The 20,905-nt window shown below is 57.0% G+C and carries 15 protein-coding genes; 12 read left to right on the top strand and 3 right to left on the bottom strand.

The window, feature by feature from the left end; genetic code table 11:
• The 8 genes from KJZ99_04815 (at window position 1) to nadE (ending at window position 8,984) form a co-directional block, all read left to right on the top strand.
• The gene (locus tag KJZ99_04815) at window positions 1-891 is read left to right on the top strand and encodes a M28 family peptidase (GenBank protein ID MCL4305213.1); all 891 of its coding nucleotides are present in this window, start codon (window positions 1-3) and stop codon (window positions 889-891) included.
• On the top strand, window positions 888-1,820 hold the full coding sequence (locus KJZ99_04810; GenBank protein ID MCL4305212.1) for a hypothetical protein: 933 nt from the start codon (window positions 888-890) through the stop codon (window positions 1,818-1,820). The genes KJZ99_04815 and KJZ99_04810 overlap by 4 nt, the downstream gene beginning before the upstream one ends.
• Window positions 1,821-1,822: 2 nt before the next feature.
• Entirely contained in the window at window positions 1,823-3,037 is a 1,215-nt protein-coding gene (locus KJZ99_04805) for a hypothetical protein (GenBank protein ID MCL4305211.1), read from the top strand.
• A 21-nt stretch (window positions 3,038-3,058) separates the two neighbouring features.
• A complete protein-coding gene (locus tag KJZ99_04800; protein MCL4305210.1) occupies window positions 3,059-4,609 on the top strand; it encodes a hypothetical protein in 1,551 nt (516 codons plus the stop codon).
• Between the two features lie 11 nt (window positions 4,610-4,620).
• Window positions 4,621-5,577 (top strand): hypothetical protein, encoded by a 957-nt coding sequence (locus KJZ99_04795; protein ID MCL4305209.1) that lies wholly within the window; start codon window positions 4,621-4,623, stop codon window positions 5,575-5,577.
• A gap of 17 nt (window positions 5,578-5,594) precedes the next feature.
• Entirely contained in the window at window positions 5,595-6,476 is an 882-nt protein-coding gene (locus tag KJZ99_04790) for a PorV/PorQ family protein (GenBank protein ID MCL4305208.1), read from the top strand.
• A gap of 249 nt (window positions 6,477-6,725) precedes the next feature.
• A complete protein-coding gene (locus KJZ99_04785; GenBank protein MCL4305207.1) occupies window positions 6,726-7,190 on the top strand; it encodes a hypothetical protein in 465 nt (154 codons plus the stop codon).
• Between the two features lie 42 nt (window positions 7,191-7,232).
• Entirely contained in the window at window positions 7,233-8,984 is a 1,752-nt protein-coding gene (nadE, locus tag KJZ99_04780; protein ID MCL4305206.1) for an NAD(+) synthase, read from the top strand.
• 6 nt (window positions 8,985-8,990) lie between these two features.
• Here the strand turns inward: nadE and KJZ99_04775 are convergent, their stop codons facing one another.
• Entirely contained in the window at window positions 8,991-11,375 is a 2,385-nt protein-coding gene (locus KJZ99_04775; protein MCL4305205.1) for a patatin-like phospholipase family protein, read from the bottom strand.
• Between KJZ99_04775 and KJZ99_04770 the strand changes: the two genes are divergently transcribed.
• Both KJZ99_04770 and KJZ99_04765 read left to right on the top strand, forming a co-directional pair.
• A complete protein-coding gene (locus KJZ99_04770; protein ID MCL4305204.1) occupies window positions 11,374-12,867 on the top strand; it encodes a glycosyltransferase in 1,494 nt (497 codons plus the stop codon). The genes KJZ99_04775 and KJZ99_04770 overlap by 2 nt on opposite strands.
• A gap of 1 nt (window position 12,868) precedes the next feature.
• Window positions 12,869-13,210: a DMT family protein gene (locus tag KJZ99_04765; GenBank protein ID MCL4305203.1), complete on the top strand. Its 342-nt coding sequence runs from the start codon at window positions 12,869-12,871 to the stop codon at window positions 13,208-13,210.
• A 54-nt stretch (window positions 13,211-13,264) separates the two neighbouring features.
• Here KJZ99_04765 and KJZ99_04760 read toward each other — a convergent pair whose 3' ends face one another.
• Complete coding sequence (locus KJZ99_04760) at window positions 13,265-13,750, bottom strand: VOC family protein (protein MCL4305202.1); 486 nt, start codon at window positions 13,748-13,750, stop codon at window positions 13,265-13,267.
• Window positions 13,750-16,011, bottom strand: a complete 2,262-nt coding sequence (locus KJZ99_04755) for an aconitate hydratase (protein MCL4305201.1) — start codon at window positions 16,009-16,011, stop codon at window positions 13,750-13,752. The genes KJZ99_04760 and KJZ99_04755 overlap by 1 nt, the downstream gene beginning before the upstream one ends.
• 744 nt (window positions 16,012-16,755) lie before the next feature.
• Here KJZ99_04755 and KJZ99_04750 point away from each other — a divergent pair.
• The gene (locus KJZ99_04750; protein ID MCL4305200.1) at window positions 16,756-18,936 is read left to right on the top strand and encodes a T9SS type A sorting domain-containing protein; all 2,181 of its coding nucleotides are present in this window, start codon (window positions 16,756-16,758) and stop codon (window positions 18,934-18,936) included.
• Between the two features lie 172 nt (window positions 18,937-19,108).
• Window positions 19,109-20,695: a tetratricopeptide repeat protein gene (locus KJZ99_04745; protein ID MCL4305199.1), complete on the top strand. Its 1,587-nt coding sequence runs from the start codon at window positions 19,109-19,111 to the stop codon at window positions 20,693-20,695.
• Window positions 20,696-20,905: the final 210 nt, after the last annotated feature.

The following is a 20,905-nucleotide window of genomic DNA, read 5'->3' as shown; positions in this document are numbered from 1 at the left end:
GTGAAAATAATATTATTGCTTGTGCTTGCGACTCTAAGTTTGGGAAACAGCGCATCCGCCTTCGATCAGGATCGCGCGATGCTGCTCTTGAAAACGCAGGTCGCGTTCGGACCTCGGGTGCCGAATTCTCCGGAAGCAGACTCCTGCCGCGAGTTTCTGTTGCGCGAGTTGAGTTTCTGGTGTGATACGGCGTGGGTGCAGCCGTTTACGTATACGAGCGTCGATCGCGGCGTGACGCTGAACCTGTATAACATCATCGGACAAATCAATCCAAAGGCCGCTGACCGTGTGATGCTCTGCGGACACTGGGACGCGCGGCCCACGGCAGACAGGGATCCCGATCCCAAGAATCACAGCAAACCGATTCCCGCAGCCAATGACGGAGCGGGGCAGATTGCCATCCTGCTCGAAATCGCGCGGCAGCTTTACTTAAAGCCGGTGAAGTTTGGAGTGGACATCGTGTTCTTCGATGGGGAGGACTACGGCCGCGAAGAAGTCATAGAGGACTATCTGCTCGGCTCGCGGCACTTCGTGCGCACGCAGCCAATTCCCCAGCCGCGCTACGGGATTCTGCTTGATTTGATTTCCGAGAAGGATTTGCGCATCCCCTACGAGCTGAATTCGTATGTCTATGCGCGCCCGATTGTGGACAAGGTGTTCGCCGCCGCTGAGCGTGTGAAAGCCATGTCGTTTGTGCGCGAACCCGGTCAAGCCGTGATGGATGACCACATTCCATTTCTGGAAAAGGGAATCCCCGTTGTTGACATAATTGACTTGGACTACAAATACTGGCATACGCTGGAAGACACGCCGGACAAGTGTTCGCCCCACAGTATGGGCGAGGTCGGCAGAACAGTTATGGAAGTGCTCTATACGGAGACTTTTGAATGATAAGAGCCGGTGCAATTGATATTGGCACGAATACCACGCTCGCCCTGCTGGCCGAAGGCGAAGGTGAAACGCTGCGGCCTGTGAAGGACTCGCTGACTCCCAATCATTTGGGGGAAGCGCTGACCGAGGACGGGATGCTGCCCACGGATTCGATTCTGCTGAACGTGAATTTGCTGCACGAGCTTGTGCGGGAGTTTCGCGCAAACGGCGCGCAGGAAGTCGTGGCGTGCTCGACCGCCGTGATGCGCATGGCCAAGAATCGCGAAGAATTTCAGAAGGCGGTGCGCGATATTGTCGGGATTGACATGCACATTCTCTCCGGCTCGCAGGAGGCCACGTTGACCTACGCCGGAGCGGTTTCCGCGATGGAGTTGCTGCCGCACGAGCGCGTGAATGTGATTGATATCGGCGGCGGATCCACGGAAGTCATTAGTGGACAGGGGACGCAGCCCGGACAGAGCGTGAGTCTGGAGGCCGGAGCCGTGACGCTGACGAAGCGCTTCCTCTCGCTGACCGAACCCGCCGCGCCGGAGCAGATTACGCGTCTGCGCCACGAAGTGCGCACCGTGCAAGGTAATTTGTTCTCTCCCGACACGCATGAAAACGTGCCGTGGGTGCTGGTCGGAGGAACTCCGGTGACGCTCGCGATGCTGAAAATCAATCTAACGCGCTATCAACCGGAAAAAATCGCGGGTGTCGAATTGACGATTGAGGACCTCGACACGATGATTGGCCGCTTTGCGGGTCGGCATCCCGATGAACTGCAGGCTCTGCCCGCCATGCCGCCGGGTCGCGGGAAATTTGTTCTGGCCGGCACATTGCTTCTGCGCGAGTTGTTTGACGTGCTTCGTATCGAGTCCGGCAAGGTGTCGGAGCGCGGACTGCGGCACGGCCTGTGGCTGGCTCATTTCGGCAGACTGGAGGTGTGAGTATGATGTGGAGAGTGTTGATTCTGCTCGGAGTGTTGTCTGCTTGGCTGGTCGGCTGCGACGAAGACGACCCCAAACCCGCCGACCCTTCCCCCGGCATCTTTGTTGTGACTGCACCGGCCTTCTTGTTGTGTGATGTAGAGTCCACCTATGTCTACATGGTGCGCGTTGAAAACGCGCCGGAAGTGACGTCCGTCCGCTGCACAGTAACGCAACCGAACAATGCCGGTGAGTTGACCTTTGACCTCTATGACGACGGAGGAGCGACTCCGCTTGCATCGCCTGAGTTCGCCTCCGGCACGTCGCTGGACGTGGTGCCGAACAACTACACGTTCACACGCGGCCTTCGCGGAGACTTGCTCTGCGCGTTGGGCGAGGGGGTCTACTCGTTTGACTTTGCCGCACAAACCGCGCATGGCAGTTTGCGCATCAACAATGTTCAGGTTGAGTTGCGGGAGTTGCAAGACTGTGTGTTTGACAATGTGCCGGTCTATCTGGGTTTTCCCGGCTGTTTCGAGAGCATTGACTTTGCCGTGACTATCACACAGCCGCAGAACTACGACATTGATTCTGTGAGCGTAAAGTGGATATCGGGCGATGACGTCTGGTGGGAAACGGAAATGGTCGCCGGCACAGGTAATCAATGGTCATTTGAACTTGCACCGACTTTGTTTGGCTTGACTCCTTCAGGGGACAACTACGCTTTGCGGGTTGAAGCCTTTACACGCTTCGGACTAAACTGTGACTGGACAAATGTCGGCATGACGTTTGAAAACCTGCTGCCGGAACTTTCCAATCCGCAGCTGCCGGACACGCTTTATCGTCCTGAAGCACCCGGGGATGTTGACACGATAGTTTTCCATATCACCTACGACGATTGTGAGCTTGCAGGATGGCGGCAGACGCAAGCCGTGTGGTTTGACGTGAGGCGTGAAGACCTCGATTGGCCGCCGCAGACGTTCCCAGACTTCTTTCTGCGCAACGACGGCGTGCCGCCGGATGTAACGTCGGGTGACAACATTGCGTCGTCTTATTTGCTGGTGCCCAACAATCCGACGCTCCTGAACAATCTCTACTACTTCCGCTTCTATTCGATTGACCCCGCGTCTGGCGATTCTACTGAGTATCTTCTCGACAGCACGCGAATCATTCAGAACGGGACAGTGCTGAGCGTGAATCTGCCGAGCGGCGATTTCGGGCTTTCGACTTTCAAATAGCGGGCGACACAGGGAGACCATATGCCATACCTACTCATACTGCTCTTCGTGACCTCCGCCTTCGCGCAGTTTGCTCCGCATTCTCCGCTCTTGTCGGGCGACCGGATGACGCGCGCGCTCGATGCCGACCCCGAACCGAGGCTTGGCTCCAATGTCATCATTGACATCTTAAGCGACCATCGCCCCGTCTACTGGCTCGGCACAGGCAACGGAGTGACCAAACTGACGGTGGACGTCACGCGCACGGCGGAAAATGAGCGGTATCAGTTCTTGAACTATGGTGTCGCACAGGGACTCGGCAAAGGCGGAGTCTCCGGACTGCTCGTGACGGATTCGATTATCTGGGCGAGCTTCGCGTTCGATACGACTGTGGGCATCAGCGGCGCGGGCGGCGGATTGGCCTATACGCGGAATGAAGGCACGACGTGGACGTGGTTTCCGCAGCCGCGTGATCCGATCTACGGGTTGAATCGGCAGACCGGACTCGACACCGTGCTCGGCTATTGGCCGACGGCGACGAACGTGGATAACATCACTTACGCGATTGCCATCACGCCGAACTATGTATGGATTGTTTCGAAGGGTGGGGGATTGCGTCGGCATGCTGCGGCCAGCGACTACACAGGATTTCAAGACACGCTCGGCTGGCGCGTGATTGCACCGGACGGAACGCCGTTCAACACCGGTGCAAAACTGTCCGACCGCTCGTTCAGTCTGACGGCGGACGGCACAAACTTGTGGGTGGGCACTGCGGCCGGAATTTTCCGCTCGTCGAACGAGGGCCAAACGTGGCAGCAATACACGCACGTCAACGCGGGCATCAGCGGCAACTTTGTAACCGCACTCGACTATCAGCCCGCGACCAACACGGTGTGGGCCGCCACGTGGCGCGCCGAAAGCACCAACGAATTCTATGCAGTCTCCAAGACGTCCAACGGCGGTGCGACATGGGAAGTCACGCTGACTGAAGCACAGATTCAACAGGCCATCGGCCGCCGCGAAACTCCGCGCGTGCACGCCTTCGCTTTCGACGGGGAGGCAGCCTACGCATGCGATGACATCGGTTTGTGGAAAACGATAGACGGCGGAGTGAACTGGCAGCTCTTTCCGCAAATTGTTGATTCCGCACGCGCCGGACATCGGCTGGAAGAGTATCCCATCTATTCCGCTTTTGCGGAAGAGCCGGGTGATTGGCTGTGGGCAGGAGGACTGGACGGGCTGGCCGTGAGTGCTTCAAACGGTGCACGCTGGCACGTGCTGCAGACGGCCGAGCCGCTCGCAAGTTCCGCGCGTGACGCGGAGACGTATGCTTATCCCAATCCGTTTGCTCCGTCGCGCTTCGCCGTGGTGCGTATCCGCGTGGAGTCGCCGGGCGGCGCAGCGACCTTGAAAGTCTATGACTTTGCCATGAGCGAAGTGGTGTCGCTCCCTGCACAGACGTTGAATCCGGGAGAAGACTATTTGACATGGGACGGCAAAAAGGACGGCGTTGACGTAGCCAACGGCACATATTTCTACAAAGTTGAGAAACCCGGCGGCGAAGTCTGGGGCAAGCTGATTATTCTGGATTAGGAGCGATGACCATGAGATACATCATACTCAGCTTGCTGCTTGCTACATCGCTTCACGCCGGAACCAACGGCGGACTGGGCGGTGCGTTTACGCGTGTGGGTGCCGGAGTGCGCGCGCAGGCAATGGGCAATGCCTTCACTGCGGTGGCGGAAGGACCCTCCGCGCTGTATTTTAATCCGGGTGCGCTGCCCTTTCACACTACATCCGAGTTCAGTGCGTCGAGCCGCAGCATGGCGCTCGACCGGCGCGTGGATTATCTCGCGTTCTCTACCCCTTTGCATCCCAAAGCTGCCGAAGGACAAGTCGTCAATGCGGGCGTCGCGGTCGGCTGGCTGCATGCCGGTGTCGGTGATATTGACTCGCGCGACTTCGACGGCAGGCCGCTCGAGATGATTGACATGTCCTCGAATGTGTTTCAATTCGGCTTCGGTGTCCAGTTCACCGAGAAAATCGGAGCGGGAATCGCCGCCAAGGTCGTCTACGAGACGTTCGGCAAAATCGCGGATGACAATTCTTCCGTGAACGGCAACGGCTTCGGAGTCGATGCCGGAATCTTTGCGAAGCCGATTGAGCATCTGCGACTTGGCGCGCAGTTGAAAGATGTGAACACCAAGACGACGTGGAACACGTCCAATTACTGGAGTCAGGGCACGTCGAAAGTCGACGAGTGGCCGCTGCAGTATCGTTTAGGCGCGGCCTATGAGCAGAAGGGGCTGCTCGGTGCGCTGGACATTGAAGGCAGCGAAGAAGGGGAAGTGAAAGTGCACGTCGGAGCCGAAGGGCGCACGTGGGTGACGGACCGTCAGTGGGTGGCGGGACGGGTCGGACTCGACCACGACAATCTCAATTTCGGCATCGGTCTCGGATTCGAGTTCTGGAAAGTGCTCTCAAAAGTGGATTTGACTTACACTTTGGAAAGTATCGCTCCGGATGATGCGATTGCGGTGAGCTGGGGAGTGGAGTTCTAAAGAATGAAGGACATACTGTGATAAGAAGCCTCGTCATCATCATACTGATGTGCTCGCTGGCACAGGCGCAAACGGGATTCACCTTTCTGGAGATTCCGGTGGGTGCGCGCGAGAGTGCTTTAGGCGGCGCAGGCGCGGCATTGGTTACGGGGCCGACTTCGGCTGCGCATAATCCGGCTGCTCTTGCAAAGCTTCGGCATTCGAGCTTCGGAGCGCTGACCACACGCCATTTCGGTGATACGCGGGCGAATTTCTTCAGTTTGCTCATTCGCTCAAAATCGCTGTCCGTTGCTCCGCACTTCTGGGGCACGAGTGTTCCCGATATTGAATACCGCACCGCGCCTACGCGTGACCCGATTCGAACTTTTGAAGCGACTTTTTCCGCGGTTGGGATTGCGTCGGGATGGAAAGTGCTGCCGACGCTGAACGCGGGTGTGACCGCGCGCTATCTGCACTCCAAGATTCTTTTCGAAAGCTCCGAAGGCTGGTCGGCGGACGGAGGCTTGCTCTGGGATTCACCGCTGGAGCCGCTGCGGATCGGTGCGGCGGTCAATCATTTGGGGAATGTCAACCAGTATGCGACGGAAGATGTGACTCTGCCGACGACCTTCCGGCTGGGCGGCGCATGGGATCAGGAACTGGGCACGGCAGGTGGCCTGCTTTTGACTGCCGAAGGATTCGCCGTGCGGGATAATTCACCGCGCCTCTGCGGCGGAGTGGAGTATAAGGCTCCACAATTCCTCGCCTTACGGCTTGGCTATGTAACAGGTCTGGAGGCGCAGGGGCTGTCTTTTGGCGCGGGTCTGAACTACAAGCGATTCATCGTGGATTATGCCTTTTTGCCCTATCGGGAGGAGTTGGGCGAGGGGCATCGCGCCGGATTAACCATAGAGTTTTAGCGACACTTTAAGTCTGGCCGGACTTTTTTAGGTTTGTGACCGTCCGCCCTTGCGTTTTCCTGCAAGCCGTGTTATCTTGGGGTAGCCGTCCGACGTCGGGGCGGTCTATCGGTTTCACAAGCCGAGAGGAGGTGGTCCAGTGTTATCTAGGCCTATGAGGTGCGCAACTTAGCGCACCGCGGTCTGAAGCAAGGCTCGTCGCTTGACGGGCCTTGCCGTTTATTGTAGATTGAGTTAACTTCCGTCAAGATGATTCGCGAAGAATACATCACCGCCGCCGGATCGTGCTTCGAACGTCTGCTCGGCGCGATTCAGGAGCTTCCGGCTGAGCGCTTTGAACTGCTGCTGGACGGAGGCGAGAGTGTGCATGAGCTGTTTGCCGAGTTATCCTCCCGCGCCGAACGGATGGTGCGGGCGCTCGAGGTGGTCATGCAGCAGAGAGATCTGCGTCTTGATGAATTGACTCGGCCGATACGTCGCGAAGAGTGGAAGCGAACGCTCGCAGGGTTTCAGATCGCGCACGCGACGCTGCTGGCCGCACTGGAACGCGTGCCTTTGGAACGTTTACACGCCGAAGGCGAATTGCCGCACTGGCTGCTTGAAAGCTATCTTGTTCCGCTGGAGCACGCCTTGCCGCGCGTTGAGGCGTGGGCCGCGCACCTGCGTGAACGCGGTCTTGGCGGACCCACCGGATTGCCCGTCATTCAGAAATGAGCCGTAGTATCCTGCAATCTCTTTCCACTCAGCAATAATGAAATTCCTCCCATGCGTCTCGGTTTAGCCAATCTCAATCCCACCGTCGGAGCCATTCGCTCGAACGCAGATAGTGTGATTGCGGCGGCGCGGGAATTTGAGGCGCAGAACTGCGATATCGCCGTCTTCAGTGAAATGGTGATTGGCGGTTATCCGGCGGAAGACCTTGTGCTGTGGCCGACGTTCGTCGAGCAGCAATGGGAAGAGTTGTTGAGGATTGCGGGAGAGTTCAAAGGAACGCGGATGTATCTTGCTGTGGGAGTGGCCGTCGCGCGCGAAGGGCATGTGTATAACTGCGCGGCACTCCTGCGTTACGGGAAGATTCTGGGTATCGTGCCGAAACAGGAATTGCCGACTTACAACATCTTCTACGAGGCGCGCACGCTGACAACCGGCAAGCGCGGGGAGAGAGGAGAGCATCGAGGCTATCCGTTCGGAGATTTGCTGTTTGACACTCCATTCGGAAGAATTGCGCTTGAGATTTGCGAAGACCTGTGGGTCAGGGGAGGGCCGCTGCAGTCGCACGTAAAACGCGGTGCGCAGCTCTCTATCAATCTTTCGGCGTCACCGTGGCGAAACGGAGTCGTGGAAGCACGACGTGAGTTACTGAAGAACCGTTCGCTCGCGGCAGGGATTCCGCTGGTCTACGTCAATCAAGTGGGCGGGAACGACGGATTAGTTTTTGACGGTTCGAGCTTGATTGCGCGTAACGGCGAATTGCTGTTCGAATCTGCGCGCTGGGTTGAGCAGCGGGCGGTGGTTGAACTGACGACGGATACGCCGGCAATTGTTCCAAACGCAACGGACTTCTTTGGAGACATCATCTCCGCGCTGACACTCGGCGTGACCGACTACTATCGCAAGACGGGCGCGTTCGAGAAGCTCGGTATCGCGCTTTCCGGCGGCAAGGATTCCGCGCTGGTGTTGCTGCTTGCCTGCGACGTGGCCAAACAACTCGGCAAAACGCCGCGCGAATTCATCCACGCCTTCTCGCTTCCGACGCATTTCAACTCCGCCGCTACGCGCAACGTGGCACGGGAATTGGCCGCAGAGTTGGGAGTCAGTTTCCGTGAAGATTCCATTGAAGATGCCTGTGTGCGTGAACGCGAGGCGGTTCAAAGCATGTGCGGCATCGCGAGTCTCTCTCCGTTGACTGAGCAGAATATTCAGGCGCGTGTGCGCGCGCAGCGGATGTGGAACTGGTCGAATCAGGCGCACGGGTTGTGGCTGCAGACTGGGAATATGTCCGAGAAGTCAGTCGGTTATACGACGATTGGCGGCGACCTGTCCGGCGGCTACGCTCCGATTGCGAATGTGCCCAAGACAATTGTCACCGCGCTGATCGCGCACTATCAGCAGCAGCTTCAATCTCGCGCGCTGGCCGAGTTGCTGAAGCTCAAACCGTCCGCCGAATTGGCCGACAATCAGGAAGACGAGCGAGACTTGATGCCGTATCCCGTGCTGGACGCGTGCTTTGAATTGTTTGCGGGTCACAAATTGACGCTGCCGGAGGTTCTGGCGAGACTGCAGGAGCAGTTCAGCGATGAGGAGTTACGGAGACTTGACCCTGCCTATCAGCCGGGCCGCTTGCGGGAGTGGGTGAAGAAGTTTGCGCGGCTGTTTGTCCTGTCCATCTATAAGTGGGTGCAGGCGCCGCAAAGTGTGCACGTAAGCGACTTGGATTTGGATCGCGAACGGGCCTTTCAATTGCCGGTCGTGCAAAGCCTTGAGTGGCTGAAGCTGGACGAACTTTAGCGAACTCTAAAATTCGTGACCGAGATTCAGGTAGATGTGAAAACACTCCTGCTCGACTTCGCTCTTTAAGAGCTGCGATGCCGTCAGCCACATCGGACCGAATAACGTGGACAGCGAAAAACGCAGGCCGATGCTCTGGCGGTAATCTTGGGCGGCAGGTGCGGGGACCGATGTTTGAGTCACGCCACCGACCGAATAGAGTAATGACAGATAGGCATCCGCCAGCAGGCGCGACAGCAGGTCATACCGCAATTCCGTCTGCACCGAAAGTTTTGAATTGCCGAAGCGTTCGCCATAGTGCAGTCCGGGCATTTCGTGCTCTCCTCCGAAGGGATGCTGCCCCCAGAGCGGCAGTTGGAAATCGTTCCAAGCATAACTTCCGCGCAGTCCCAATATCAGCCTGTGCTCAAGTGGATAGTGACCGGTGAATTTTGCGGTTAATCGATTCACCAATTCTTCATTGCTGGCACGGAGCGAGAGCAGATATTGACTGCGCAGGAGAATTCCGCGTCGGGGAAACGGGGAGCGGTCTTGCGTGTCGACGTGTGTGCGCAGACCTGTCCACAGGAGATTGGCCTTTTCGTCATCCACGGCTCCCGCCGCGCTGTAATCCGTGTAGCCGAGGCCTGCACTCAACTCTCCCCAGCGGCGAAACCCGCCACCCGCCCAAGCTTCTGTTCCCAAGCGCTCGAACGTAAATGTCGAAATCGGTTCGTGATTCGAGTCAAACACGCGGTGCTCTTCTCGATCCCAACTCGCTCGAAACTCCGCCGTAAGATGCTTGCGGAAAATCGAATTCCATCTGCGTTCGAAGTAGATGGTTTCGTCCAATTCTCCATACTTCCCGAAAAGCGTTGCGCGGCCGCCGACGGGGCCGAGGTTGTCGTGCACAAACTCGAGAAATCCCCGACCCTTGCGATCGGTTGAAAATCCCGCGCCGACGCGCAATTGTGGTGTGGCGCGCTCCACAACACGGATCTTCAACGTTGTGGCGGTGTCGGTCGCTTCCGGCGCGAGGGTGACCAAATCAAATCGCTCGGTGCCCTGCAGCTGAGAGATGCCACGCCGAGCACGCTTCGCGTCGAATAGTTCTCCTTCTCGAATCGGAAAATCTCTCCGGACAGGAAACGAGCGCCTGTTGCTCAGCCCGTCTACCGTGATGGAAGTCAGTCTGCCCTCATTCCATAGACAGTAGAGCGCGCCGTCGGGAGCACGACGCAGCTCGACCGGACGAGCCAACGTGTAGCCTCGGTCACGATAGATCTTTGCCACGTCCGCAGGCGGAAGGTTCTGGATGAGAGAGTCGGGGAACACAGTCACTCCGTCGTGTATCACACGCTCGGTGGCATGGATCGACTTCGAAGTATCACTTGCCTCGAACTCTTCAAGAGTACGCTGGCTGACCGGCAATCCGTTGCGACTTGCCGCAAAGCGCGGCAGAGGAGTTATCTGCTTGTCCGCCAATAACTCGCGAAGCCTTGGGATCACACGCTTGGTGCTGACGTATCCTTCTATGATTAAGTATTCAACACCAGAGAAGTCCGTAGATGAGCGGTTGCCGATGTCGGGAGATATCACAATATCTGCGGCGAGTCGCGACGCTTCATTCTGGTCATATTGCAGAATGGTTGTGACGCGGTCGGCTATCTTCCACGGCTGATCAATGCGTTCGTCAGGGTTTACGTTGGACGACAGATCGACGGCCAACACCAGCCTGGCACCTGTGCGTCGGGCCAATTCGACCGGAATGTTCTCCGTGACGCCGCCGTCCACGAACAAGCGGTCTTCGAGTGGATAGGGGATATAAACGAGCGGGAGTGACGACGAGGCGCGCATGGCTTCCGCGAGACTTCCACGGTCAAACACGTACGGTTCGCCGTGCACGATATCTGTGGCGACGGTGCGAAACTTGACCGGCAAGTCGTCGAAATTATTCCAAGCGCGATAACGCGCGCGCTGCTCGAGGTCGAAGAGGTAGTCATATAAATCCTGTCCGCTGGACACAGCGAGGGGAACTTCCGGAACGAAACCTCGGAAACGCAATGTCAGCAGCGCGCGGCCCATATTCTCTTTTTGCGCAAGCACGAGATTGCGCCGCTTGGGCTGGTCGAGGAAGAGTTTGTTCCAGTCGGTCGTGACCGCAATTTCACGCAGTTCCTGCGGCGTGTAACCGGCAGCGTAGAGTCCGCCAACGATTGCGCCAATGGACGAACCGACAATCAGGTCGGGAATCAGCCCTTCTTCTTCGAGTGCCTGCAAAACTCCGATATGTGCGAATCCGCGCGACCCGCCGCCTGACAGCGCGAGCGCGAAGCCCGTTCCCTCTGCTCGAGAGAGCGATACACTCATCACAATAATCAGTCCCGCAAGGAGCGGGCGAAGCAGTCGCATGAAACTTTCCGTATGGACTCAAATTGGGGAAACCGGAATCACTCCGGATTTCCCGATGCACGAACTGGACTCACTTGAACTCTTCGCGGCGAGTGCCGCGCCGATTTCGACGAAGGCCATCCGCCTGAAGGCGGATGCCGAAAACTTTGCCGCCTGTATGAACGAAGCCGCGCGGCGAGCGGAGTCGGGGCTGCTGCTGTTTCTGCCTGCCGATTTGCTCGGACTGGCGGAAGGCTGGCAAAAGCGTTTGCTGCACGCGGCAAAAGAGTTTCCTCAGGCGCGCTTCTTTTATGGCGACTATGCGTGGCGCGACCACAACGGTGACGCGGTCCAGCTTGTGCGGTCGGACATCGGCGATATCACCGAACGCGAAGACTGGGGTCCGGCGTGGGCCGTGCGCGTCGACTGGCTGAATGCAATCGGCGGACTCGATGAAGCGCATCACAAGGCCGCATTCTATGACCTGCTGCTGAAGAGTTGGGGTGACCAAACTCGCGTGCACATCGGCGGCGCGTTAGCTATCGTTCCAGCTCCGCAAGCGGACGCCGCCGAACAGGCGATGAAGTCGAAGCTCTTTTATCCCGGGCGCGGTGCATTGGGCGGCTTCTCGTATCTCTTCATGGACAAGGAAACCGAACGGCACACCGAAGAGGTGTTTTATGCCTTTCTTAAACGCGAACACGCGTGGCTGGAAGGCGCGCGAACGAATCAGCCGTCGGCAAACAGCGCGAGCTCGAAAGGCAACGGAACGTCCACAGGTTTGTGCGGGGATAACGTGCGCGTTTCCGTTGTGACGCCCGTCTATAATCGTGCGGCGTTCATCGGGAAAGCCATCGAGTCCGTGCAGTCCGCCGACATCTCCGACTGGGAGTATATCATTGTAGACAATGGATCGTCGGACACTACGCGGGACGTCGTGAGAGACTATATGGCGAAGGATTCGCGCATCAAGCTCATTGAGAACGACCGCAACATTATTTCGGTTTCCTTAAACCTCGGTGTGCGGGCCGCGCGCGGGAAGTACATTGCACAGCTGGACAGCGACGACGAACACCTGCCTCACACTTTGCGCACAATGGCCGAGCATCTCGATTGCAACCCGACGTGGGGGCTGGCCATCAGTTATTACGAACTGATGGACGTGGAGGGCAACGTGCTGCCGGAATTCGGAGTCATCAAACACGAACAATACAACCGCAACAACATCCTGCGCCGCGACGGTGCGGGAGCGCTTCGCTGCTGGCATCGCAGCGTGATTCTCGAATTCGGGGGCTTCGACGAAGGCGAACTGGGCCACTACGGCGAAGACTACGACCTCGTGCTGAAATGCGGAGAGAAGTACGAAATCGGGCGCGTGCATCAGGTGTGCTACCGCTACCGCCGTCACGGGGACAATTCGGACGTGCTGCGCTCTTCAGAGATGAAAATCCGCAATAAGACGCTGGCGCGGCTGCGTGCGCTGGAACGCCGACGCAAACTCAACGGACACTGAGATGCTGCAAACCACTTTGCTGACGGTCAGCCTGCTGCTGGCCTCGAACATCTTCATGACCTTCGCATGGTACGGGCACCTGAAGTTTCGCGCGGCACCGCTGTGGAGCGTCGTGCTCGCAAGCTGGGGTATCGCGTTCTTCGAATACTGTCTGCAGGTTCCCGCGAACCGTTACGGCTACAAGCACTTTTCCGGCGCGGAGCTGAAGACGATGCAGGAAGTGATTACACTGGCGGTGTTCTGCGCGTTTTCAGTTTTCTATTTGAAAGAGCCAATTACGCCGAAGATTCTCGGTGGATTCACGCTGATTATCGCTGGAGCCGCGCTGATTTTTCATAAGTAGACGCAGTCGGGCTTTGGAGTGAGGCGCCCTGTCGAATCAGACAGGGCGCTTTCGTTACGGCGATGTCGACAGCAAGTCATCTAAGTCAAGCGGATCGACTACCATTCGTAAGTTGCCCCCGGAGTCGCGCGGCCATTCGGCCTCCGGTCTGTCCCAATAGAGTTCAAGGCCGTTGTGGTCGGGGTCGTGCAGGTAGAGCGCTTCGCTCACGCCGTGGTCGGAGGCACCGTCCAGCGCGATGTTGGCAGCCATCAAGCGTTTCAAAGCATCGGCAAGACTCGCGCGAGTAGGATAAAGAATCGCCACGTGATAGAGTCCGGTGTGCGAGCGGGGCGGGGGAGTACCGCCTTTGCTGTGCCACGTATTGAGACCGATGTGATGATGATAGCCGCCGGCGGAAATGAACGCCGCATCCCTGCCCATTCGCTGCACAAGGTCGAAGCCGAGCGCACCGCAGTAGAACTCGAGAGCACGGTCGAGGTCCGCAACTTTCAAATGCACGTGTCCGATCCGAACCTGCGGATGAATCGACTCGGCCATTACTTGGCTTTCGCGCGCAGCAGATTCAGCGCACTGCCTGCCTTGAACCAGGCGATTTGTTCGCTGTTCAGCGTATGGTCCAGCAGCATCGAGTCTGAAGAACCATCCGCGTGCTTGGCAATCATCTGAACCGGTTTGCCGGGAGCCAAAGAAGCGAGTTCCAAGAGAGAAATCTTGTCGCCTTCCTGAATCTTCTCGTAGTCATCAGGATTCTGGAAGGTCAATGGAAGAATTCCCTGCTTCTTGAGATTGGACTGATGAATCCGCGCAAAGCTGCGGGTAATCACAGCCGCACAGCCGAGCAAACGCGGTGACATGGCGGCGTGTTCGCGCGAGGAGCCTTCTCCGTAGTTCTCATCCCCGACGACGACCCACTTCTGTCCTTGCGCCTTGATATCGCGCGCGGCCTTGGAAGTTTCGACTTTCCTTGCTCCAGTCAACGGATGCGTGATGGTGCCGCGCTCGCCGTCGAAGGCATTGATGGCGCCGCTGAACATGTTGTTGGAGATGTTGTCGAGATGACCGCGATATTTCAGCCACTTGCCGGCCGGCGAGATGTGGTCCGTCGTGCACTTGCCTTTGGCCTTCAACAGCAGCGGCAGATCCAGATAGTCCTTGCCGTTCCACGGCTCGAATGGTTCAAGAATCTGCAGACGATCCGACTTGGGATCCACGATGACTTCCACGTCTCCGCTGGCGGGAGCAATGTACCCTTCGGTGTCGCGCACGTAGCCTTTTGCGGGCAGATCCGGCTGCGGAGCGGGAGGTGTCAGCTTGACACCGAGGCCCGGCACCACATCGTGCAGCGGATCAAAATCGAGTGTGCCGGCCAGCGAATAGGCGACAGTAATTTCAGGACTGGTGAGGAAGGACAGCGTGTGCGGCGAGCCGTCATTGCGGCCCGGGAAGTTGCGATTGTAAGAAGAAATAATCGAGTTTGCTTCTTCGCTCCCGACGTCGTCACGCTTCCACTGGCCGATGCAGGGACCACAAGCATTGGCCAGCACCATTGCGCCGATTTTTTCGAGTCGCTGCATCTGGCCGTCGCGTTTGATTGTGCGGAAGACCTGCTCGCTGCCGGGAGTGACATACAGCGGGATCGCGGCTTGCTTGCCGTGTGCGGCGGCCTGATCCGCGATGACGGCGGCGCGTGAGATGTCTTCATAAGACGAATTGGTGCAGGAGCCAATCAGCGCGTTCGTCAGCTTGATGGGCCAGCCGTTCTCTTTGGCGGCTTTTTTCAATTCGGAAATCGGGCGCGCGGCATCCGGTGAATGCGGCCCGACAACGTAAGGCTCGAGTTTGCTCAGGTCAATTTCAAGCACGCGGTCGAAATACTTCTCGGGAGCTTTGTAGATTTCTTCGTCCATCGTCACGAGATGACGATATTGATTGGCGAGTTCGGCGAGTTTCGCGCGGTCAGTGGCGCGCAGGTAGCGTTCCATCGGGGCATCGTAGGCGAAAACGGATGTGGTGGCACCGAGTTCCGCGCCCATGTTGCAGATGGTGCCTTTGCCGGTGGCCGAAATGGACTCGGCTCCGTCACCGAAGTATTCAATGACGGCGTTGGTGCCGCCCTTGACCGTGAGAATTCCGAGGACAACCAGAATGATGTCCTTCGGCGAGGCCCAGCCGTTCATCCTGCCTTTCAGATGCACGCCGATGCGTTTCGGGAAGAGCACCTCCCACGGCAGCCCCGCCATCACATCCACCGCATCTGCGCCACCGACGCCCGAGGCGAACATGGCCAGACCGCCCGCATTGGGCGTGTGGGAGTCGGTGCCGATCATCATGCCGCCGGGAAACGCATACTGCTCGAGGACGACTTGATGAATGATGCCGGCGCCGGGTTTCCAGAATCCGATATTATACTTTTGCGAGACGCTGCGCAGAAAATCGTAGACTTCCTTGTTGGTCACCACCGCGTTCTGCAAATCTTCGCTGGCACCAACCCGCGCTTGAATCAGGTGGTCGCAGTGCACAGTCGAGGGGACTGCCACGCTCTTGAGGCCGGCAGACATAAACTGCAGGAGGGCCATCTGAGCGGTTGCGTCCTGCATGGCGACGCGGTCAGGGCGGAGCTGTAAGTAAGACTTGCCGGGGACGAGGTCTTCGGTGTGGGGATCATCGAGGTGGCCGAAGATGTGTTTTTCGGCCAAGGTCAGCGGGCGGCCCAGACGTTTGCGGACGACGGCAATTCGTTCATCCATTTTGCGGTAGGCTTCGGCGACAAACTCGGGCGTAGACTCAACGCGAACCATAACGTGTTATTCCTTCTTGTCTTAAGTTCATAAATTCGATAATCAGGAATATACAGAATTCGCGGGGGTTGTGCAAGTTCAGGAGGTCAAAGGAAGGGGAGCGGGATTGGGGGTGAAGCGGGGTAAATACGGAGGCGGTCAGATGAGTGGCTCTAATATACAACTGAATTTACGTAATGTCAAGTTATTTTTGTAAAAAAGTAAATTTTTGGTAATCGTTTGTTCAGTAGTGAGTTGCCAGGATTTGGCATTGGAGTTAGGAATCTGCCGAGCGAAGAGAAGAGGAGTCGCCGAGGAACCATTGGACCGCCAAGCAGAGGACAATTTGAAGGATGCGCGGCCGCGCGTGATAGTGTTACATTATGGAGGGGGCAGTTTCAAACAGGGTCATGCGGCCTCTGTGCGAAGCAGGAGATTGCATGCGTATCCATGAGTTTGCGTGCGAGGAGCCAAACAAAACTGTGCGATTCGTGCAGAGCGAAGCAATTCACGGCAATCAACTGTTGCGTGTCCGAAATCGACCGAGCATATTTCATCGTACTATTATTCCTATCAATTTGTGGCAACTGCGGGCTGGCTCAGCAAGATCGAGCGTCTGCGCTTTTGCCTTTAACTGAGTCAGTGAGCGCACCTTGCCACCAGCCGTCCTCGGGAGACTGGTGGTTTTTGTTTAGGCCGTGTCGGCCGCTCCGAGGGAATGAAAGTCTGTGCGGCAGTCCAGAGATGCTGCCGACAGGAGGTCGTATGAGAAGAGTGCTATGTTGTTTCGTGTGTGCCGTATTCACGCTTATGCTGGCTGCCGATGTTTCGGCACACTGGGTCACGAAGAACGGTTACGAAGACTACGCACAGCACATGGTCGGTGTGCCGCCAATGCCGATGCGGGTCGATGGCATGCCGGACTTCGATCAGAGGCAAGACGGCTGGACGAATCAGTTCGGACAATGGAACTGGTGCGGACCAGTGGCCGTCGGGAATTGTCTTTGGTGGTTCGACTCCAAGTTCGAAATGATCAAGTGTATTTCGCTGCCGCCCGGCTCACAGGTGCGGCCTCCGGCCCTCAGTGATCACTACAGTTTGGTGAGTGCTCTGATGGCCGCAATTGACGACCACGACCCTGCCAACGTGATCCCTTTCATCACTCTGCTGGGCAATCAATCACCCGGCGGAATCGGTGCACTGGGAATAACGCCGCAGCAGATGAAACAGATGATTGAGAATTATCTGCAGTTGCCGCAAGTGAATCTGCACGGGCACTATGTCGTGCGCATTATCTGGCAGCCGACTTTTGACCACATTTATCGAGAGGTGAATCTTAGTCAGGATGTCATCATCCTGCTGGGGTTCTGGCAGATGGACGACGCCGGCATGTGGTACCGCATCGGCGGACATTACTTGACGGTTGCGGGTGTGGATTCGCAAAACGCCGTGCAGACGCTTTCGCTGAGCGATCCCATGCGTGACGTGGCCGAGTTGGGCGGCGGGGGAGTCGTGTGGAATGGCTGGCTGATTCCGCACATGTATCCGCCTCCGCATGCGGCGATGGTGCACAACGATGCAGGGAACGTGTCCCATGACTACTATGTTGTGGCGGGTTCAGGTTCGCCGGGAGGAATCATTTCGGCGAGTGATTACGGATATGACTTCGATCCGGACTTCTGGGAGAATTTCACCGGCCAGAATACGCCCGACCATCTGCAGCAATTTTCCGGAGTGTACAACCCGAATCACGGAGTGCACACAGAGATCGAGGCAATTGTGGTGGTCTGTCCGAATTTCGATTACGGGGATCTGGGAATGGACTATCCGACAATCGATGTGGAGTCATGCGGCCCGGCGCACCCGCTCTCTGAAAAAGCATGGCTGGGCGAATGCGTGGATGCCGAGATTCAGCCGAGCATACTGAATCTTGACATGTGCGACGACGGTGTTCACTTTGTCAATCTGCCCTGGGCACCGGGTTCGAACGTGCAGGTGGACGTTACCGTTACAATCGGGCAGCGCTATCAAGGTGAACCGCTATACCTCAATGCCTGGAAAGACGGCAATATTGACGGAGACTTCGATGACGGCCCGCTTGGCACGCCGGAGGACGACTATCTGCCGTGCGATGAGTGGGTGATACAGGATGTTCCGGTTGCGGCTGGACTCGCTTCCTACACATTCTGCGATCCGGGAGTGGATTCCATCGGGAGCTATGACTTAGTGATGCGCTTCCGGCTGACGAGTCAACCGGTCGGACGGTTCGGTTATGGCGGCTATTGGGGAGGAGGAGCATCAAACGGACTGGGAACCTATGATATTGACTGGGTGCTCGGCGAAGTTGAGGACTATGTGCTCGAAGACATGCAGCTGGCTGTGAACCTGCAATCATTCTCAGCCCTCGCAGGCAACGGCTATGTAGACCTTTCGTGGGTGACAGCCAGTGAGACCGATGTTGACTACTTCAGCATCGTGCGGACGGTCGGAGAGAGCCTGTGGACGGAAATTGTGCGAATCCCGAGTCAGGGAAACAGCAGCACGGAGCATCACTATACTTATCGTGACCGGCCGCTCGCGAATGAGCAGACGTATACTTATCACCTGTGCGTGTGTGACTTGAGCGGCAATATCGAGTATCTCGCGCTTGCCAGCGCGACTCCCAGCGAAACGATCCTCCCGACCGAGTTCGCTTTGCTGCAGAATTATCCGAATCCGTTCAACTCGCAGACACAGATCACTTATGCGCTGCCGCTTGAGAGCGATGTCGTTTTGACTGTCTACAACGTCATGGGACAGGTCATCAGGTCGCTGGTGAACGCGCATCAGCAGCCGGGTACCTACACCGTGAGCTTTGACGCGTCCGAGTTCGCGTCTGGTATTTATCTCTATTCGATAAAGACGAATCAATTCACCGAGACCCGCAAGATGGTTTTGATCAGATAGCGTGTCTGTTTATGACTTGCGGTTGAATGAGCAAAGGCCCGGTGATTTGCCGGGCCTTTGCAGAATTTCAGGGGGCGAGAATTTGCGCGTTAGGAGTTCCGGCGGACTTGGGCGCAACCCTGCAGCGGATCTGCTCGTCTTATACATTAAAGGATGCGGAAAGGAGTCGCAGATGCGAAAATCCACTTTTATCGCAGTGTTGTTTGTCCTTGCGAGCGGCTTGATTGGCGGGTGTGCAAAGCAGGATGATGGGCGGATTCCGGTTACGACGAAGTCTGCGCGCGCACGAGAACTATTCTGTGAAGGGATGGCGCTGTGCGACCGCTTTCATACCGACCAAGCGCGGGCCAAGATGCAGGAAGCGCTTGAGATCGATCCCGATTTTGCCCTGGGCTATCTGGGGCTGGCCTGTTCCGAATTGCGGCAAGGCGTGCAGTATGAATCTCTGCAACAGGCGTACGATATGGCGCGCCCCGTAGAACGGAGAAGTCCGCCCAACCTGACGCTCGGTGTTTCGGTACTGGGACGATCCGACAATGACAATTTGCGGCGCGCGAGCAAACTGATCGACAAAGTTTCCCCCGCCGAACGGTTGTGGATCGAGGGGCTGCGTTTGTCGCTGGCCGGTGACAAGGCGGGGACAATCGCAAGTTTCCGGCAACTGGCAGACCTTCGTCCAAAGGATCCTCTGGCACACCGGCTGCTCGGTGACTGTTACCTGCGATTTGAGCTTCCCGACAGCGCGATAGCCGCATACGAACGCGCGCTGGCACTGGATTCAACGCTCGTGAATCTCTATAACGTGCTTGGCTACGAATACTTTGCCATTGGCAACTCCGAAGTAGCGGAGAAGATGTTTAAGACCTATGCTGCGCGGCTTCCCGACGAACCCAATCCGTGTGATTCGTACGCGGAGTTCCTGCTCCGAAACGGCCGCTATGAAGAAGCGCTGGCGTGGTACCGGAAAGCGCTTGAGATTGACTCGGGGTTTATCAACTCGCGGATCGGAATCGCCACAATTCTAAGCATGCTGAAGCGAACAAACGAGGCGCGCGCGGAGCTTGCGCAGCAAAAGAGGATTTCGACGGGAGTTTCGGAGCAGTTAATACTTGAGCTTGCCGAAGCGTTGACCTACCTGTATGAACAGGACTACAAAGGCTGCATCAAGGTTCTTGAAGCTCGCGGAAAATCAGCACACATCAAGTCAAGTCCGATTGACGAGGCGAACAACTACGATATTCTCGGTGAAGTGCTGAGTTTTGCCGGTCGTGTCGATGAGGCAGAAGCGAAACTCAAGAAGTCCCTCGAGATAATCCGCGGAGCGGACTTGCAAACAGGCTACCGCAACCAGTATGAAATCAGACACCGTATCCGGACGTGTATCTACGTAGACATTCCGCGCAAGGGTGTGGAATGCACTGACCGTGATGTGCAACGGCTTGAGTTGCTGAAGAAGAGCGAGGCGGACTCGGCGGGCGGTGAAGCGCTTGCATCGTCCCTTCATGTCATACGCGGGCTGCTCGCGCACCAGGAGCACAATTACAGTGTTGCAGTTTCTGAACTGAAAGACAGCGGTCTAAGGTCGGCGCGTGTGTCATATTATATCGGGAATTCATATGAAATGATAGACGATCCGGACGCTGCAGCCGAATGGTATCGCAAAGCTGCCGCAATCAATCGTCTGTTCGACTTTCCACACGCGCTCTATTATCCGTTGGCGGTTATTGCTCTGCAGAGGATCAATCGTCCGATTGCCTGAAGTGAGGCTTGATACGGTATTGAACGAAGGCTCGGAGCGTTGCCGGGCCTTTGCCATGCTGACGGATCTGTGCTTTTAGAGGAGGGTCCGCTGTGACGAAAAAACATCTGCATTCGCGTTCTTTGAGGAATTGCTCACACGTGACGGCGCAGTGTGACTCTTCCTCCTCAGACATCCCAGCTGGCAGCCGGTGTGAGCTGAATCCTCTCT

Source organism: bacterium (genome assembly GCA_023382385.1).
Classification (GTDB): Bacteria; Electryoneota; RPQS01; order RPQS01; family RPQS01; genus JABWCQ01.
The sequence above is the reverse complement of the archived record's forward strand: the minus strand, read 5'-3'. Positions and strand labels throughout refer to the sequence as shown.

Excerpts from the sequence above, each read along its gene's own strand:
- KJZ99_04775 (MCL4305205.1), bottom strand. The coding sequence starts at position 11,375 with ATGCGACTGCTTCGCCCGCTCCTTGCGGGACTGATTATTGTGATGAGT.
- KJZ99_04765 (MCL4305203.1), top strand. The coding sequence starts at position 12,869 with ATGCTGCAAACCACTTTGCTGACGGTCAGCCTGCTGCTGGCCTCGAAC.
- KJZ99_04785 (MCL4305207.1), top strand. The coding sequence starts at position 6,726 with ATGATTCGCGAAGAATACATCACCGCCGCCGGATCGTGCTTCGAACGT.
- KJZ99_04760 (MCL4305202.1), bottom strand. The coding sequence starts at position 13,750 with ATGGCCGAGTCGATTCATCCGCAGGTTCGGATCGGACACGTGCATTTG.
- KJZ99_04795 (MCL4305209.1), top strand. The coding sequence starts at position 4,621 with ATGAGATACATCATACTCAGCTTGCTGCTTGCTACATCGCTTCACGCC.
- KJZ99_04750 (MCL4305200.1), top strand. The coding sequence starts at position 16,756 with ATGAGAAGAGTGCTATGTTGTTTCGTGTGTGCCGTATTCACGCTTATG.
- KJZ99_04805 (MCL4305211.1), top strand. The coding sequence starts at position 1,823 with ATGATGTGGAGAGTGTTGATTCTGCTCGGAGTGTTGTCTGCTTGGCTG.
- KJZ99_04755 (MCL4305201.1), bottom strand. The coding sequence starts at position 16,011 with ATGGTTCGCGTTGAGTCTACGCCCGAGTTTGTCGCCGAAGCCTACCGC.
- KJZ99_04810 (MCL4305212.1), top strand. The coding sequence starts at position 888 with ATGATAAGAGCCGGTGCAATTGATATTGGCACGAATACCACGCTCGCC.
- KJZ99_04800 (MCL4305210.1), top strand. The coding sequence starts at position 3,059 with ATGCCATACCTACTCATACTGCTCTTCGTGACCTCCGCCTTCGCGCAG.
- KJZ99_04770 (MCL4305204.1), top strand. The coding sequence starts at position 11,374 with ATGAAACTTTCCGTATGGACTCAAATTGGGGAAACCGGAATCACTCCG.
- KJZ99_04745 (MCL4305199.1), top strand. The coding sequence starts at position 19,109 with ATGCGAAAATCCACTTTTATCGCAGTGTTGTTTGTCCTTGCGAGCGGC.